The organism is Pedobacter sp. KACC 23697 (genome assembly GCF_045348445.1).
Lineage (GTDB): Bacteria > Bacteroidota > Bacteroidia > Sphingobacteriales > Sphingobacteriaceae > Pedobacter.
This window is the reverse complement of sequence record NZ_CP157485.1, coordinates 843925-862418: the sequence shown is the minus strand read 5'-3', so window position 1 is coordinate 862418 and position 18494 is coordinate 843925. Positions and strand designations below refer to the sequence as shown.

Annotated in this window: 12 protein-coding genes; 4 read left to right on the top strand and 8 right to left on the bottom strand. The window is 40.5% G+C overall.

What is annotated here, in order from left to right:
- Positions 1–274: 274 nt before the first annotated feature.
- From ABEG20_RS03630 to ABEG20_RS03600, 7 genes are all read right to left on the bottom strand, one after another.
- Positions 275–1525: a sulfate adenylyltransferase subunit 1 gene (locus ABEG20_RS03630; protein ID WP_406826033.1), complete on the bottom strand. Its 1251-nt coding sequence runs from the start codon at positions 1523–1525 to the stop codon at positions 275–277.
- A 141-nt stretch (positions 1526–1666) separates the two neighbouring features.
- On the bottom strand, positions 1667–2572 hold the full coding sequence (gene cysD / locus ABEG20_RS03625) for a sulfate adenylyltransferase subunit CysD (RefSeq protein WP_406826032.1): 906 nt from the start codon (positions 2570–2572) through the stop codon (positions 1667–1669).
- Positions 2573–2647: 75 nt separating this feature from the next.
- The gene (locus ABEG20_RS03620; protein ID WP_406826031.1) at positions 2648–3349 is read right to left on the bottom strand and encodes a phosphoadenylyl-sulfate reductase; all 702 of its coding nucleotides are present in this window, start codon (positions 3347–3349) and stop codon (positions 2648–2650) included.
- Between the two features lie 2 nt (positions 3350–3351).
- Positions 3352–4863, bottom strand: a complete 1512-nt coding sequence (locus ABEG20_RS03615) for a TSUP family transporter (protein ID WP_406826030.1) — start codon at positions 4861–4863, stop codon at positions 3352–3354.
- Positions 4847–5623 carry a uroporphyrinogen-III C-methyltransferase gene (gene cobA / locus ABEG20_RS03610; RefSeq protein ID WP_406826029.1) on the bottom strand — a complete coding sequence of 259 codons (777 nt, stop codon included), beginning with the start codon at positions 5621–5623 and terminating at the stop codon, positions 4847–4849. Before cobA ends, ABEG20_RS03615 begins: the two co-directional genes overlap by 17 nt.
- A gap of 128 nt (positions 5624–5751) precedes the next feature.
- Positions 5752–7842, bottom strand: a complete 2091-nt coding sequence (locus tag ABEG20_RS03605) for a nitrite reductase (RefSeq protein WP_406826028.1) — start codon at positions 7840–7842, stop codon at positions 5752–5754.
- A 489-nt stretch (positions 7843–8331) separates the two neighbouring features.
- Positions 8332–8778 (bottom strand): Rrf2 family transcriptional regulator, encoded by a 447-nt coding sequence (locus ABEG20_RS03600; protein ID WP_055903643.1) that lies wholly within the window; start codon positions 8776–8778, stop codon positions 8332–8334.
- Positions 8779–8995: 217 nt separating this feature from the next.
- Between ABEG20_RS03600 and ABEG20_RS03595 the strand changes: the two genes are divergently transcribed.
- On the top strand, positions 8996–10216 hold the full coding sequence (locus tag ABEG20_RS03595) for a metallophosphoesterase (protein WP_406826027.1): 1221 nt from the start codon (positions 8996–8998) through the stop codon (positions 10214–10216).
- 168 nt (positions 10217–10384) lie between these two features.
- Here the strand turns inward: ABEG20_RS03595 and ABEG20_RS03590 are convergent, their stop codons facing one another.
- A complete protein-coding gene (locus ABEG20_RS03590) occupies positions 10385–12820 on the bottom strand; it encodes a TonB-dependent receptor (RefSeq protein WP_406826026.1) in 2436 nt (811 codons plus the stop codon).
- Between the two features lie 332 nt (positions 12821–13152).
- Here ABEG20_RS03590 and ABEG20_RS03585 point away from each other — a divergent pair, with 332 nt between their 5' ends.
- The 3 genes from ABEG20_RS03585 to ABEG20_RS03575 are packed head-to-tail and all read left to right on the top strand — an operon-like array spanning position 13153 to position 18456.
- Positions 13153–14694, top strand: a complete 1542-nt coding sequence (locus ABEG20_RS03585) for a pyridoxal phosphate-dependent decarboxylase family protein (RefSeq protein ID WP_406826025.1) — start codon at positions 13153–13155, stop codon at positions 14692–14694.
- The gene (locus tag ABEG20_RS03580) at positions 14639–17098 is read left to right on the top strand and encodes a GNAT family N-acetyltransferase (protein ID WP_406826024.1); all 2460 of its coding nucleotides are present in this window, start codon (positions 14639–14641) and stop codon (positions 17096–17098) included. Before ABEG20_RS03585 ends, ABEG20_RS03580 begins: the two co-directional genes overlap by 56 nt.
- The gene (locus ABEG20_RS03575; protein WP_406826023.1) at positions 17098–18456 is read left to right on the top strand and encodes a lysine N(6)-hydroxylase/L-ornithine N(5)-oxygenase family protein; all 1359 of its coding nucleotides are present in this window, start codon (positions 17098–17100) and stop codon (positions 18454–18456) included. The genes ABEG20_RS03580 and ABEG20_RS03575 overlap by 1 nt, the downstream gene beginning before the upstream one ends.
- Positions 18457–18494: the final 38 nt, after the last annotated feature.

Below are 18494 nucleotides of genomic sequence, written 5' to 3'. Positions count from 1 at the left end.
GCAGAGCCTTCGGGTTCTCGACTGCGTTGCACCCGATTGCTATCGGATCAGCTCTAAATGACGGTAACATGAGGGAATTTTTACATGAAGATTAATTAGTGTCAATCACATCGAATTTTATCCAATAAATTAACCCTCAGGATGACCAACCACTTTAGATTGTCCATGTTACCAGGCCCCGTAGCCAACTCTTAAAACACTCGCTAATTGATCATTGAAATTTGGTTATTCCTTCATCATCCATCTTACATTATTCCATTTTACATTTTACATTTTATTCCACTGCTGCCCTGAACATTAGCGCCCCAACAGTTAAATTGGTACGGGTATCGATCAAAATAGCAGAACCATTTGCACGGTTATCATCATATAAATCAAAAGCTAAAGCATCAGCGGTTTTCACAATCACACGGCCAATATCATTCAGCTTAAATTCTTCAGCAGCATGTTTCTCTAATGTATTGATATCTACTTTATGCAGAATTTCGCTGATTTTACATTTAGTAATTTTGCTATTATGTTGAATGTTGTACATCATTGTGGTATCCAATGCACGTGTATCCATCCAGCAGAGGTCTGCCTCAATCAGTTTTGTTTCCTGTGGCAGTGCCGACGCATTTACAATGGTATCGCCACGGCTGATGTCTACATCATCTTTTAAGTGGATAATAACCGATTGACCAGCATGTGCTGCTTCAAGTACTTCATCAAAAAACTCAATCTTCTCCACCACTGAGCTTGCTCCTGAAGGAAGAACAGTAACTTTATCATTTAAATTAAACGTTCCGCTCAATACACGCCCCGCATAACCACGGTAATCGTGCAGTTCTGCTGTTTGTGGACGAACCACCCATTGTACCGGCATACGCGCCAATTGTGATTTATCTAAGCTATCGGTATCTACTTTCTCTAAGAAATGCAGCAAACTTTCGCCTCCATACCAATCCATGTTTTCAGATGTCTGCACCACATTATCTCCTTTTAACGCACTCACCGGAATATAGGTTACATCAGACAGTTTTAATTGTTGTGCCAGGATTTTGTATTTCTCGATGATTGAAGAGTAAACGGTTTCACTATAATCAACCATGTCCATTTTATTGATACAAACCACCACATGTTTAATACCCAGTAAAGAAACAATATAGGAGTGGCGGATGGTCTGCTCCACTACACCGTTACGGGCATCAATTAAAATAATGGCCAAGTTAGCGGTAGACGCACCTGTAACCATATTTCTGGTATACTGAATATGTCCAGGGGTATCGGCTATAATGAATTTACGTTTCTCTGTCTGAAAGTATTTGTAGGCGACATCAATGGTAATACCCTGCTCGCGCTCTGCCCTTAAACCATCAGTAAGAATGGCTAAATCTATTGTTCCATCGTCATTTTTGCGGTTCGAACGCTGCAAGGCTTCTAACTGATCGGCCAAAATAGAATCGGTATCGTATAACAAACGGCCAATTAAGGTACTTTTACCATCATCAACGCTGCCTGCTGTAAAAAATTTTAATATGTTCATTTTTTTTAGATTTGAGATATGAGATAATAGATATGAGACGGATGCAAGATTCTTAAATCTCACGTCTCCCTTAAAATAATAGATATGAGATTAGACAGATGCAAGGTTCTCAAATCTCACATCTAAAATCACACGTCTCTCTTAAAAATATCCTCCCTTTTTCCTGTCTTCCATTGCGGCTTCCGAAACTTTATCGTCCATACGTGCACCACGTTCTGAAATTTTTGAGGCACTGATTTCTGAAATAATATCGTCGATTAAAAATGCATCCGATTCTACCGCAGCAGTGCACGACATATCGCCTACCGTACGAAAACGAACCTGTTTACGTTCTACCACATCTTCCTCATCCATATTTAAAAACGGTGACGCAGCCATTAGCTGTCCATTTCTGGTGATTACATCGCGTTCGTGCGAAAAATAAATGCTCGGAAGCGCTATTTTTTCTCTGCGGATATAATTCCAGACATCTAATTCTGTCCAGTTACTGATTGGGAATACGCGGATATTTTCTCCTTTATGAATTTTACCGTTGTAGATATTCCAAAGTTCAGGGCGCTGGCGTTTTGGGTCCCACTGACCGAATTCATCGCGGACAGAAAAAATACGTTCTTTTGCTCTTGCTTTTTCTTCATCTCTACGGGCACCACCAATGCAGGCATCAAACTGGTATTTCGCAATAGTATCGAGCAAGGTTACGGTTTGTAAAGCATTTCTACTGGCGTTTTTACCGGTCTGCTCCACTACTTTACCCTGATCGATAGATTCCTGCACCGAACCAATAATTAATTTTTCGCCAATTCTTTCTACCATTTGGTCACGGTAAGTGATGGTTTCTTCGAAATTATGGCCGGTATCTATATGTACCAAAGGAAAAGGAAATTTCCCCGGACGAAAAGCTTTTTCTGCCAAACGAACTAAAGTGATTGAATCCTTTCCACCCGAAAATAACAGGGCGGGTTTTTCAAACTGACCTGCTACTTCACGCAAAATATGAATGGCCTCGGCCTCCAGTTCATCTAAATAATCAAAATTATATGTACTCATTATTAAGTGTTGTCTTTGTTGTTAAATTGCGGGAGGTTTGAACCCTATTTTCCATCTCCCATCTTACTTCTTCCCTTAAGAAGTGGCATGTAAACCACATTCTTTTTTGCTCTGGTCTTCCCACCACCACCTTCCGGCCCTAAAATCTTCACCTGGCTGTACTGCTCTTGTACATGGAGCGCATCCTATGCTCGGGAAACCTTTGTCATGCAGGGTATTGTATACAATGTTATTTTCTTTAATGTAAGTTTTTACATCCTCTAAAGTCCAATCAAATATCGGGTGAAATTTAACCAATTGGTTACCTTCATCCCACTCTAAATCGTGCATATCCTCACGGTTGGCACTTTGATCGGCCCTGATGCCGGTTATCCAGATTTCGTTCCCTTTTAATGCTCTTTTTAGGGGTTCAATTTTACGGATATAACAGCACTCTTTTCTATTTTCTACCGACTCGTAAAAGCTGCTCGGGCCTTTGGTATTTACCATATTCTGCAACAGCTCATTTTGCGGATAATAGGCATGAATCGGTTTGTTATAAATTTCTAAAGTACGGTTCCATACATAATATGTTTCCGGAAACAGGCGTCCGGTTTCTAAGGTAAAAACCTTAATCGGAATATTATTGGCAAAAATTAAATGGGTAATCGCCTGATCTTCCCAACCAAAACTGGTCGAAAATATAATACGGCCGGCATATTGATCTGCTAAAAATTTCAGTTTATCAACTGTACTCAAACCTTCCAGTGCTGCTTTTATCTCTTCCAGGTTCTCCATCACTAAATCAATTTTAAAATAAACATAATTACACTGCGCAAACTCACAATCATCACAATAATCCCCACTGCTACCATAATGGTTTTTGCCGAAATTTTGTTCGATACTTTTGCAGCAATTGGTGATGCGATGGCACTACCGATAATCAAGCCTAACACAGCTTCCCAGTGTTTTCCGCCTAGCATGGTAAAAAAGGTAAGCGAACTTAGGGTAGCAATGAAAAAACGGCTGATTTTTACCGTACCCAGTGAAAATAAAGGGTGACGTCCACCGGCAATTAAACTCGATAAAACGATCGATCCCCAGCCACCACCAAAAGCGGCGTCGATAAAACCGCCAAAAAAGCCTAATAAACCAATTTTTTTTATTTTTTGATCTGCTTTTTTACGCTTGATATTAAAGGCTTTCATTAAAATAACTCCACCTAGAAACAAAGTGTAAACCGCCACAATAGGCTTAACATAAGCACTATAATGTTCTAATGAAGAAAGGATGTAGGCACCTAATACTGCACCGATTATGGCAGGAAGAATTAAAATTCTGAATAGTTTCCAGTTTACATTCCCCATCCTGTAATGCATCCAACCGGCAATACCATTGCTCATTACCTCAGAAATATGGATAGCCATACTTGCCGATGCAGGCGGTAAACCCATAGCAAGTGAGAATGATGCTGTAGTAACGCCGTACGACATGCCGATTGCCCCATCAATTAAGGCGAATAAAAATCCAGCACCTAAAAACCAATAGAACAATGGATCGATGTTGATCAAAAACGTCTGAAATTCGGGTTCGGTATTCCAAAGCGAAAGTCCGATTGCGCCTATCAATAAAACTGATGCCACCCAGATCAACCATTTAATATTCCGCTCTGCGAAGCTTTTTTTAGGATTGATCAAGCTTTGGGTAACCTTATTCAGTTTTTTGACCTTTGCCGAAAAATCGCCGTTTAAGGTCTGGCGCAAGGCACTCATGTTCTGTAAGGTTTGATCCAGTTCAGCCGGTAAACCTTCATTTAAAATCTGCTTTAAACGTTTGGCAATGGTTGGCGACTTACCATTGGTAGAAATGGCAATTTTTAGATCGCCTTTCTGTACAATAGACCCAAGGTAGAAATCACATAGTTCCGGCTTATCGGCCACATTGATCAGCAGGCCTCGCTCATGCGTTACCTTTCTGATCTCTTCATTTAAAATGTTGTTATTGGTTGCCGCGAAAACAATATCAATATCATTTAAATCATCTATATCAAAAGTTTTTTGCTTAACCTTTATGAGCGGATAATTTGCAACAAGTGCATCAACCTCCGGCGATACCGTTTCTGCCACAATGGTAATGGTAGCACGCTGGCTGTTATTTACAATTGCCGTTAACTTTTCCAGTCCAATATTACCTGCACCAATTAATAATGTACGCAGCTTGTTCAGCTTTACAAAAACCGGAAAGAGCTGGTTACCTTTTTCTTCTTCCGAAAAAGATGTCGCATTATCAGGTTGGTTAGGCAATACTTGCATATTGTTTAATTAATTTCTTAAATGATGGATGTAATGATACAACTTCTCCAAAAATTAATAAAGCAGGGGCCTTAATATTTTCTTGCTGAACCAAACTTTCTATGGTTTCAACCAAGCCAACAACCAATCTTTCATCTTCTGCCGATCCGTTCTGCACCACTGCAGCTGGTAAATTGTGCTTGCCTGCAGCTTTAAAAATCTCTATAATTTTAGCTAATTTTTTAAGCCCCATCAGTACCAATACCGTAGCTTTTGATTGCGCTGCCTGATAAATATCAGCAGAAACTTCTCCCGAAGTGGTAGTTCCGGTAATTACCCAAAAACTTTCGCTCATGCCACGGTGTGTAACCGGAATCTGTTGTAAACCCGGCACACCGATAGAACTCGAAATACCCGGAATAACACTTACCGGAATGCTGTAAGATGCGGCATAATCCAGCTCCTCATATCCCCTGCCAAAAACAAACGGATCGCCGCCCTTTAAACGTACCACATGTCCGTAATTTAAAGCATAATCGATCATCAGTTTATTGATGGTATCCTGCGGATAAGAATGTTCACCTGAACGTTTTCCTACATAAACTTTAATGGCTTCTGCCGGAGCATGCTCCAATAAAGCTTCGTTGGTTAAAGCATCGTACAATACCACATCTGCAGTTTGCAAAGCCTTCACCCCTTTTAAGGTTAATAAATCCGGATCTCCAGGACCTGCACCTAAAAGGGTAATCTTTGATTCTATATTTAATTTCTGATCGCTCATCTTTGTATTTTAATTTTGAATGATTGAAGTTTGAATGAGAGAATGTTTTACCAGCGAGTGTTTATAATCATTCATTAATACTATCACTCAATCATTCATTAATGCTATCACTCAATTGTTCACGCCTTCTATTTCGCTAATACCGCCCTTTTCTCCTTAATCTGATTTAAAAATTGATGGGCTTCGTCGAAATATTTTTGGGCAAATGCTGCCGTTGGTTCGTTTTTATTGATCTGTAAAACCAGGTCTGAGAAATTGGTCGGCAAGTTAAATTCGCCAGTTTCTACGTAGTGGTTATCAAATTCGCGGATCACGCCAACCTGCGTACTGCTGTTTACGCCTTTATCCAACAATAAAGACTTTGCTGCACTTACAAAAGTGCTGTAGGTATGGTATATGGCATCTGCATAGGCACCTTTATCTAAGTTTTGCTTTGCCCAACCAAATTTTTCGTCGGCCTCTAATAATAAAGTAGCCACTAAATCAATCACCACACCGGCACATTCTCCTACACCAATGGCGGTTACAAATTCTTCAACATGCCCCCAGTCTACAAATTCTTCTGTTTGCAGGTTGGTTAAATCGGCCAATGGTTTCAACAACTGATAAAAATGGTCTTTTCCTTTTCTATCGTAATATTGGTGGAAGTTTTCATCTGCAAGGTTATTCGCTTTAAAATCATTTAAAAGGAAATGCAAAACACTTGTAGCCCTTTTTGATGGCACTTTAATTACACGTTCTGCCACCCGTCCAACGCCGTTACCAACAGTACCGCCACCTAACATCACCTGAACAGCAGGTACCACTTTTCCTTCTGCTTTTACCGAGCTTCCGTGGAAACCAATTTCGGCCAAGCCGTGCTGACCGCAAGAATTCATACAACCACTGATTTTGATCTTGATGTTTTTCTCGTAGATAAACTCAGGGAAATCGGTATAAATTACTTCTTCCAAAACTTCAGCTAAAGTCATCGAGTTCGAAATACCCAGGTTACAGGTATCGGTACCCGGACAGGTGGTAATATCGGCCAAACTATCAAAGCCCGCCGTTGTAAAACCAATTTTATTTAAGGCAGTATATAATGAAGGTAGTGCTTCCTTACGTACAAACTTCAATAATAGTCCCTGGTTTTGTGTAATCCTGATTTCATCAGCCACAAACAACCTGATGGCATCAACAAAAGCCCTTGCCTGATCGGTTTTGATATCGCCCACCTGAACTTTCACATACACACCATAAAACCCGGCTTGTTTTTGCTCCACTACGTTAGTGGCTAACCAGTGTTTGTAATGGGCTTCGTTTAATATTTCTACCGCCTCATATTCCTGCGCTAAAGGTAAAATAGGTTGAGGTACAGTATTCAGATCTATTTTAAAAGTTTTTACTTTATTGGCAATACGCTCTTCGGCAACCAAACGTAATACCTCTTCTAAACCTAATTTCTGAACCAGGTATTTTAAACGTGCTTTATTACGGTTGGTACGTTCGCCATAACGGTCGAATACCCGAAGAACAGATTCAGTAAATGGAATCAGCTGATCTTCATGCAAAAATTCGTGAACGGCATTCGCCAAAAATGGCTGCGCGCCTAAACCACCGGCAAATAATACTTTAAATCCGCGTTCGCCATTTTCGTTAATTTTTGGAATAAAACCTAAATCGTGAATGTAACTGAAAGCGGTATCCCTATCGCTGGAAGAAAAAGAAATTTTAATCTTACGGCCCATTTCCTGACAGATCGGGTTACGTAAAAAGTACGCAAATACCGCTTGTGCATAAGGCGAAACATCAAAAGGCTCTTCCGCATCAATACCCGAATTTGGAGAAGCGGTTACATTACGTACCGTATTTCCACAGGCCTCGCGAAGGGTAATATCATCCTGCTCCAGTTTGGCCCAAAGCTCTGGTGTGCGGTCTAAACTCACATAGTGGATCTGTATATCCTGACGGGTAGTTAAGTGCAGGTTTCCGCTTCCGTATTCATCGGCAATATCGGCAATGCGCAATAACTGTTTAAAAGTTACCTTTCCAAATGGCAGTTTAATACGCACCATCTGCACACCTGGCTGCCGCTGTCCGTAAACACCGCGTGCCAAACGCAGGCTTCTAAACTTTTCGTCGTGGATGGTTCCATCTCTAAAAGCTTTAATCTTATTCTCTAAATCGATAATGTCCTGCTCGACAATCGGGTTTTCGAGTTCTGTTCTGAAACTTTGCATATGTGTTGTTAGCTTTATTCAAAAAATGCCTCCCTGTTACCGAGAAGCATTCCATATTTTATACATAAAATTAGCTGTAGGCTCCTGTTACTGCGTTATACAACAACAGCACATCATTTGCTTAGCAGTTAACTGATCAGGTATAAAACTGAAGTTCATACGCCAAATATATAAAGTATATAGGAATAGTCGTAATTTATTATGAAAAAAATTACATCAAGGAAACGCCATTTCAACTGAAACGCAGTCCCGAAGTTAATCGCGAGAGAAATCTGGGTATTAAATTCCTAAATAAGAGTAACTGAAAACTGCTAATTGATAACTGATGTGGGCATTCCCCAAGCTGCGCAAGTGTCGGGCTTTGCAGGGCTGCGCTTCGCTCCGTTACCGATGAAAAATCGGCACTGAACCCTTCCAATCCCTAATGCGGAAATATGCTTAAACCTATCAGGTTTTAAAAACCTGATGGGTTTCCTTAGGAAATAAACATTATAAATTAATAATCCCGATTTTCAGGTTATCTTCACGGCCAATTACATCGGCAATGCTGGTTTCGGTTAAAACCTTAAGTGTAGCATCCCTTACATCAATAAAGGCACTTCTGATGCCGCAGGTTTTCTCATCTACACACTCATCACATTTATGGTAAAAATTTAAACTTGCGCATGGAACCATTGCAATCGGCCCATCGGTTACACGCATTACATGTACCAATAAAATTTCTTCCGGTTTTTTGTTGAGGCTATAACCACCTCCCGCACCTTTTTTACTGTACAGGAAACCTGCATTACGAAGATCGAGCAGAATTTGCTCCAGGAATTTTTTAGGAATATGCTCCTCCTCTGCAATTTTCGAAATCTGCATGGGTGGTTTATCTAAATTTTTACCAAGCGCAACAAGCGCTTTTATGGCATATTTTGTTTTTTTGGATAGCATATTTGTACAAAGCTAATAAAAGAATGTAAATTATAAAATATGCAACAGGAAGTTGATTTTAATTGATCATGCGATCATATTCATAAATATAAGGCATAATAATCATAATTACTTTAATCAAACGAACGTAAAAATAACCGCTAAGCGTAACAGCAGGTAATTATGGACGTTTAAATTCTATTTTTACGCGCTATTCTGATTTACAGATTTTTAATAAATGAAAAGAAAACTCAAGCTATTGCCGCTCCTAATAGTGGCAATTATATTTTTTGCCTTAAACGCCTACGTATTATCGGGCCTGGGCACCATCAATCAATCCAGTTTACTGAGTCCAATTTTTTGGGTATTTATGATCGGTTTAACTTTTGCCTTGTTTTTCGCCATTCAGCAGATGCGGATTCAAGGTATTAATAAGTTTTTCCAGATCGTGAGTCACGCTTTTCTGATTGTTTTTGCCGCAGAAATTGTCTTCGCTTTTTTTCTGTTGCTTGGCGATGTTTACCGCTTATTAACCGGCTTATCTACTAGTTTTGAGCCTGGTGGATTCCATATTCCCGGCCGAAACAACTATTGGGTCGATTTTGCCTTTGTGATGTTCTGCTTAACCATTGCCCTGTTTGCTTATGGTATTACCCAGGGAAAATATGCCTACCGCGTAATTAAACACACTTTGTATTTTGATGATCTGCCTGAAAGCTTTGATGGTTTTACGCTGACCCAGATTTCGGATGTACATGCCGGCAGTTTTACCAACCCAAAAGCCGTTCAAAAAGGCATCGATATGATCAATGCCCAGAAAAGCGATTTATTTGTTTTTACCGGTGATTTGGTCAACAATGCCGCTGCAGAAATTGTGCCTTACATCGGCCATTTCTCTCAGATCAAGGCCCCTTTCGGACAGTTTTCGGTTCTGGGGAATCACGATTATGGCGACTACATCAAATGGCCTGCCGAAGCAGATAAAATCCGGAATTTAAACCAATTGAAAGCGTACCACAAAGAATTGGGCTTTAAACTTTTGTTGGATGAACATGTAGAACTGCACAAAAACGGGGAGAAGATTATTTTAGCCGGAATAGAAAACTGGGGTGTCGGTTTTGGGGAACGTGGTGATCTTAATAAAGCACTTCAAAATACGGGGGTGAACGATTTTAAAATCCTGTTATCACACGATCCTTCTCATTGGGATGCACAGGTAAAAAATTATCCTTCCAAAATCCAATTGTCGTTGGCCGGCCATACTCATGGCATGCAATTCGGTATCGAAGCTTTTGGGATTAAATGGAGCCCGGTAAAATACCGTTACAAACACTGGGCAGGCATTAAAACCGAAAATGGCAGGTATTTAAATGTGAACAGGGGTTTTGGTTTTCTGGGCTTTTCGGGCCGGATTGGGATCTGGCCGGAAATTACGGTAATTGAGCTGAAGAGGAAATAAGATAATCTTCATGGCTAACCATTTCCTTAAAAAAGGTCGTCATTTCGAGCGAAGTGCAACGAAGCCAAGAACCCGAAGGCTCTGCGAAGCAAAATCTGCTTAGAGAGATCTCTTCATTCCGTTGCGCTACATCCGATAGTCATCGGATCGAGATGACGACCAGTAGTTTTAATAATTAAGCGTATACGTTAGATTATACGTACGGCCGCGGCCAGCATAATAAAAAGTTTCTTTCTTGGCTAACGATTGATATAAGAACTGTGAGCGCTGGCTCCAGATGGTCTGATAATTTTTATTTAGCAGGTTTTGTACACCGAATGATAAACTTCCGGTAAATAACCTCACCGATCCCAGTAAATCAACCGTGGTAAAGCCTTTCAACTCATTTTGTACCACAACATTTCCAACGGTAGCATAACCTTTCGAATCAAATGAGTGGAAAGCCTGAGCTTTTATACCAAAAACTTTTCCGTTATAACCCAGATAACCTGCAATTTTTGACGGACTTGCAACAGTTACATCCTGTAAGGACCATGTACCATCGGCATTTTGTTTTTGTGTTTTGATATACAAACCGTTTACGCCAGCTTCAAAACCATTTTTCAGGTTTAATGATAATGAACCTTCAACACCTAAATTTCTTACCTTTTCATCGAAAACTTCAATGTTGAATGTGCTGTTGGTTTTAACGTTTTTATCAGATAAGGCATAAAAACCAGCTACCTGTGCATTAAATATACCTGTTCGGTAACGGTAACCTGCTTCATACTGTTCTGTTTTGATACCGGTTAAAGGAGAACTTCCAACATTAATCGAGTTACCTAAATTATAGTTGGTACCTACCAAGGTATAACTACCCTGTCCGTAATATTTAGCAGGATCTGCCAGGTTAAAACCTTGCGAGAAATTAACCCATGCCTGTTGCGCTGTGTTAATTTTAAATACTAAACCTCCATTTAACAAGTTTACATCGTAATGGTTTTCACCACCAGCAATGGCCGTAGCCGTTCTGCCAACGCCATAAGCCAAAGGTACAGCAGCAGTGGTACCTACAAAATCGCCAACTTTAACAAACATACGTTGCTGGCGCACACCTCCCGACAGGCTTAAGAAGTCGGTTACTTTAACCTGCGCCTGTAAAAAACCAGATAAACCATTTACCCTAAAGTTTGGGTAACGTGCAATACTGGCTATAGTGGTATTATTTAAACCACCAGATGCAAAGGCTTTTGCCCTATCGAACAAAGCTTGCTGCGCGTTAAAATTCTCGTGATCTGCATCTACACCGTAGGTAAGATTCAGTCTGTTCCAGTCTTTGTTCAATACCAGTTTTAAAGCACTATAACTGGTATTTTGGATGGATGAGCCACTGTAAAGTCGTTGTGGTATAGCTGCCTGCCCAGGGAATGGGTGAAAGCTGAACTGCTCATTCCTGGCAGCTGCCTGCACATACAAGGTTTGTCCGCCTAAAATTTCGCTTGCCTGATAATTTGCATTGATATTGGCTCTGCTTGTTTTTGGGTCAACATCTGATGAATAACCATTTCTCATTTCTAAGAGCGCCGGATTGGATAATAATCCTCCATAATTTGCACCCAGGAAAAGATCTTTATCACCACGGTAACCCGAATTGTAATATTGGGCATTCACCGATAATTTTTGATAATCCGTTAATTTAAATTCGGTGCTTCCGAAAAAATCGAACGATTGGTTATACTGTAAATCAGTTTGGGTAATATCAGTAAAAATCTGCTTTCCATCTGCACCATAAGCTGCATTGTTTTTTTGAAAAGCCATGCCGATACGCCCGTTCCAATCTTTGCTGCCGCCAGAAATAGCCTGTGCTACGCGTACATCGTGATCGCTTTTTTCCTTTAATCCACTGCGTACACCAACCTGAGTAGTAAAACTCGGCTGACTGTCCTGACCTTTTTTAGTGATGATGTTGATGATCCCTCCTGTTGCACCACCACCGTAAACGGCGCTTGCACCAGATAAAACTTCAATTCTTTCGATATTAAATGGATCAATTGATTCGAATTGACGGCTAACACCACGCGTACTGTTTAGGGATACCCCATCAATCATCACCAATGCATCCCTGCCGCGTTGGTTTTGTCCATAGTTGGTACGTCCTTCGGGCCCGGCATCCAAACTCGGAATCAATTGCGCCAATGTTTGTTTTAAAGGAATGCCTGCCCTTGCCTGCTCCTGTATTTTTGCACCATCTACTACCCAAACGGTACCTGGTATCTCGCTGATTTTGGTTGGTTTACGAGATGAAACCACCACAACCTCCTGCATATTAGCAGTAGGGCTTAAATTAAGGGTCAGATTAACGGTCTGATCTTTAACCAAACTCACTTTCTGCAGTACGGTGGTATAGCCTACATAACTTACCTGTAATTGATAAGCACCTTCGCTTAACTTTAGTTCGAAGCTACCATCAGCAGCCGTTGTTGCCGAAGTATTTTTACCTTCAACTTTAATATTTGCCCCCGCAAGCGGAGCTGTTTCGCCCATTACCTTTCCGGTAACTGTTTGCGCTTTACCAGTAAAGATAAATCCACCAATCAGGATTGCAATTAAGTATAGATTTTTCATTTTTATTTATTTAGTGTGTATTGGTATTTTTTTTGCGCAAAGCAATAATTTATTTAGATTAAATCCAAATAAAATTTAATTTTTCTCTTTCATTGCCGTAAAATGGTTAACTGCGCATCTGTAAAGCCTTTATAAAAATAAATTGAAAATATTTTGAATATTATTTTTAATCAATCTAAATAAAAATATAACTTAGCAGTTAGAATTATAATTGGAAACCGCTCTTTGTTTTAGCCGATCCAACCAAATTTTATTTTTAAAAACAGGGCTTTTTTTATGTCCTATAATTTTATTGCCTCTTAAACTTGACTTTTTGAAAAATTGAAAACCTAATGTTTACATCAGACCTAGAAAAACATGAACTCATTGATTTCCTCACGGAAAGTCCGACAAAGGAAATCTTTCACCACGAAAACGAAGCAGAATACCTGCATGCTGTAGGAAAAGTTACCCAGGCGGTAAAAAAGTTCCTCAACAATAACCAGCAGCCCTTTAGCGGGGTATCACCGTCGAAATTAAGGCCACTGTTTGATTCGATCGAATTTGAAAAAACGCACAGCAACTATGATGCTTTACTTAAAGAAGTTGAACAGCTTTATACCAGCCATGCAGTTGCTTTTCACCACCCTGCTTATATTGCCCATTTAAACTGCCCGATCGTAATTCCGGCAGTAGCGGCAGAAGTAATGATTTCGGCCATTAATTCCTCTATCGATACCTGGGACCAAAGTGCGGGTGGTACGTTAATTGAGCAAAAGCTAATCGAATGGACCTGCGATCAGATTGGTTATAGCAAAAAAGCCGACGGTATTTTCACCAGTGGTGGCACCCAGAGTAATTTAATGGGGCTTTTACTGGCCCGCGATCACTATTCCATTACCGCATTAAACCACAATATTAAAGTTGAGGGGTTACCCCTGGAAGCTTCCCGTTTCCGGATATTTGTTTCTGAAAAAGCGCATTTTAGTATCCAGAAAAATGCATCGCTATTGGGTCTTGGAGAAAAATCGGTGATCAAAATTAAAACTGACCGCAGTTTCAGGATGAATACCGTTTTACTGGAAGATGCGATTAAACGCGAAATCGACCAGGGAAATATTCCCATAGCCATTGTAGGTACTGCAGGCACCACCGACTTTGGAAATATTGATCCGCTAAAAGAAATTGCATATATCAGTAAAAAATACAATACCTGGTTCCACATCGATGCGGCTTATGGCTGTGGGTTATTGCTGACAGACAAATACAGGGGCCTGCTGAACGGGATCGAACTGGCCCACTCGGTTACGGTTGATTATCATAAATCGTTCTTCCAGCCGGTAAGCAGCAGTGGTTTTTTGGTGAACGATAAAAAATATTTCAACCTGATTACACACCATGCTGATTATTTAAATCCTAAAGACCATGATGAGGATGGTTTGCCCAACCAGGTAAACAAATCGATACAAACGACCAGAAGATTTGATGCTTTGAAACTTTGGTTTACACTCAGGATGATGGGCAGAAATAAACTGGGAGGCTATTTTGATACCATTATTGAAACGGCGGCCCAAATTGCCGACCGTTTAAATTCCGACAGTGATTTCGAGCTGATGAACGAATCAGACATCAGTGCGTTGGTATTCCGTTACCGGCCTAAAAACCTGCAATCAGATGTATGCGTGATGAACCAATACATCAAAAAAGCCATGTTCAATCAGGGAAAAGCTTTAGTTGCCGGCACTAAAATTAACCAGCAATTCTACCTCAAATTTACTCTACTTAACCCGCTAACTACCATCAGCGATATTGAAAACATTATTAAAATCATTAAAAAACATGGAAACGAATACGTTAGACTCAACCAAGCTTCAGCAGATTTCAGAAGAAACTAATTTTAATGCGCTTCTAAACAGTTACTGCAGGGAATTCAGCAATTGGAGCCGTTATATAGGTATCCCTAAATATGATGAGCCTTTAGCAAACTATTTAATTACCACTACCGATCGTCTGCATATCCGGTTTGATTTTACGGCTATTGGTTTCGAAGTATATGCACCGTTAAAATTTTACGCAGATAGTGGACGCCACGTATTTAATTTCCCTATTATCGAAAGGAATGTTGATACAGATGCCATTAATCCGATCACGATTTACAGGTTTATGGAATTGGCCATCCAAGTCAGCAATCAAGAGTTTGGTGCTGTTGATGCTGATCTGGTTAAAAAACGCCTGGCCAACAGCATCGAAAACCTCGAAACATTCTTATCGTTTTTTAAACAGAATGGCAAACCTGTAAATTTCGCTAAAATGAGCTTTATCGAAGCAGAGCAATCTTTGTTTTTAGGCCATAATGCGCATCCCTTCCCTAAAGGGAGATCGGGTTTTAACTGTAAAGAAGAACTTTTTAAATATTCGCCGGAAACACAGGGCCATTTCCAGCTAGCCTATTTCCTGATCTCAGCAGAAAACATCGTGGAGAAAAATGCTGAAGGTTTCGACATGACCGATCTTTTCAGAATCGACCTGTTAGAAAGCAATCATAAAGAAATTATAGTTTTACTCGATCAGCATCCAAATTACAAGGTGGTGCCCATGCATCCCTGGGAAGCCCAATACCTGCTTACCCTTCCTCAGGTAAAGGCGATGCAGCAAGAAAAAGTGCTGATCTTTCTGGGGCATTTCGGAGAACTGTACACCCCAACATCTTCCGTTAGAACGGTTTACAATGCTTCAAGTGATTGGATGTTTAAATTTTCGTTACACGTAAAAATAACCAATTCAGAAAGGGTTAACCTGGTGCGGGAGCTTCACCGCGGTTACGACATCAGCAAATTATTAAAAACTACCTATGGTAAGGCTGCTAAAACAGCATTTCCGGAAATCGAATTCATTACCGACCCTGCTTTTATTACTGTAAATTATAAAGGTGAAACGATTGATGGCTTCAATATCAGCATCAGGCATAATCCCTTTAAAGAAGAAGGAGCCGAAAAAAATGTGACATTATTGGCAGCACTTTGTCAGGATGCACTATTAGGCCAAAAGCCAAGAATTGTAAATCTGATCGAAGAAGCCGCTATCAGCAAAAACAGAACGGTTGCACATACCGCTGTAAACTGGTTTAAGCAGTACCTACATGTTTGTGTGGCACCAATTGTTGGCCTTTACAACCATTTTGGGATGGCTTTTGAGTTCCATCAGCAAAATGTGATGGTTGAACTCGATAAAAATTACTATCCTGCGAAGCTTTATTTCAGGGATAATCAGGGATTTTTCTTTAGTGATGCCAAAGCTGAAGCATTGGAAAAGGCATCTCCGGGCATTGCTGCAGAAAGCGGTTCTATTGTTCCAAACGCATACATCCTGCCTAAACTCACCTATTATCTGCTCATCAACAATATTTTGGGTGTGGTAAATGCCATTGCCAGCAACAACCTTGCCGACGAGAAAACTTTGATTGATCTCGTTTATCTGGAGTTTAAACAATTCGAAAACAGCGATACCACTGGCCTGGTAGATTATATCATCAATCGCCGGGACTGGGAGGTGAAGGGCAACCTGCTTACCAATTTATGCAATATAGACGAAGCAAGCGCACCAATCGAAAATCCTGCCATTTACCGTGCATTTCCGAATCCTTTAACCAAATATTTCTTCTGTGAAAACCTGATTAAACCGCAAACCATGGAGGCCATGTACAGCAGGTATTTTCCTAAAGAAGACATTACTATTACCATCCGTTCTTTCGATATAGACCGCGATCTGGAACTGGTACACGACTGGTTTAACCAGGAACATGCGAAACCGATCTGGAAAATGGACGGACCGATTAAAGCACTGGAACTTTTTTACCGCACCTTAATCCCTGGCGACGCTTCGCATAGTTTTATAGGCGAAATTAACGGGGTACCTAATTTCACTATCGAACCTTACTGGCCTATGCGGGATGGTGTTGGCGCTTGTTACGAAGCGCTGAGCACTGATTATGGCTCTCACCTTTTGATTGCGCCTACCGAAAAAGATAAAAAATTCAGTTTCCCAACCGGACAGGCCATGCTGGATTTTGTTTTTGACCAAAGTATTGTTGGTAAATGTATAGGCGAAGCAGCGGTAGAAAGCAGAGCCATGCACATGTTTGGCACACGTTTAGGCTACAGGTACCAAAAAGTAATTGAAATGCCACACAAAATGGCCACCTTAACTTTCTGTTACCGTGAATGGTACTGGGAAAAATTCCCGGAAGCCAAAGCTTATGCCATGCTGAAAACAGCACAATTTGAAACGGAGGAAATATAATGCAGGAACAGAAAATATATGATATTGTTGGGATCGGGATCGGCCCCTTCAATTTAGGTCTGGCGGCTTTATGTGCCCCGATCAACAGTCTATCCACCTTGTTTTTAGATCAGGCCAATGAGTTTAACTGGCATCCCGGCATGATGCTGAGCGATGCTACTCTGCAGGTCCCTTTTATGGCCGATCTGGTTACCATGGCTGATCCAACCAGTCCATACAGTTTTTTAAATTATCTTAAACAAACCGATCGCCTGTATAAATTCTATATCAGAGAAGATTTTTTTGTCCTCCGCAAAGAATATAATGCTTATTGCAGATGGGCAATCGCCCACCTCCAAAATTGTCATTTTGGGCAGAAAGTAAGCCATATCAATTACGTTGACGGCATTTATCATATCGAAAATGTAGACCAGGTAAATGGCACTACTGAAACCATTTTGGCTAAAAAAATCGTACTCGGAACGGGAACCGCCCCCAAAGTACCGGATTTTGTTAATCCTACCGTTCATCAATATGCGATCCACTCTTCAGAATATCTAAAGTTTAAACAGACTTTATTAGCGCAAAAAACGGTAGCTATTATCGGATCAGGACAAAGTGCCGCAGAAATTTTCTACGATCTTTTACCTGAAACAGAAAATGGCCTAAACCTGAAGTGGTTTACACGTCCGGACCGATTTTTCCCCATGGAATATTCGAAATTAACTTTAGAGCTGACCTCGCCTGAATATGTAGATCATTTTTACAATTTAAGCGATGCCAAACGGAAACAACTTTTAAGCAAACAGAATTCGTTGTTTAAAGGGATCAATTTCGAACTGATCAACCAGATTTTCGATAAACTTTACGAATTGAGTGTTGATGGCGAGAAAATCAATGCCGACCTGATGCCGAACTGCCAGTTGAACAACCTAACGGTAAATAATGATGGCAGCTATCAGCTTGATTTTTATCACACCGAAAGCGAAAAGGATTTTACGGTTGATACAGATGCTGTGGTATTGGCTACAGGCTATAAATATAATGAACCGGACTTTCTATCAGCCATTAATGACCGCATTGCACGCAATGCCGATGGGCTTTTTCAGGTTCACCGTAATTATGCCACTGATGTAAACGGCAACGAAATCTTTGTTCAAAATGCCGAACTGCATACGCATGGGTTTGTAACACCTGATCTGGGCATGGGTGCTTATCGCAATGCATGCATTATCAATGCCATTTTAGGTTTCGAAATCTATCCGGTAGAAAAACGGATCGCTTTCCAGCAGTTTAGCGTAAATGGTGAACAAGAGGTTCCTGAACAGTCTCAGGGTTTCATCCGGGACTGTCACGTTGAGCCTGTCGAAACGCCTTAAACATTAGGTTGGTCCTCAAGCTCAGGATGACAAATCTA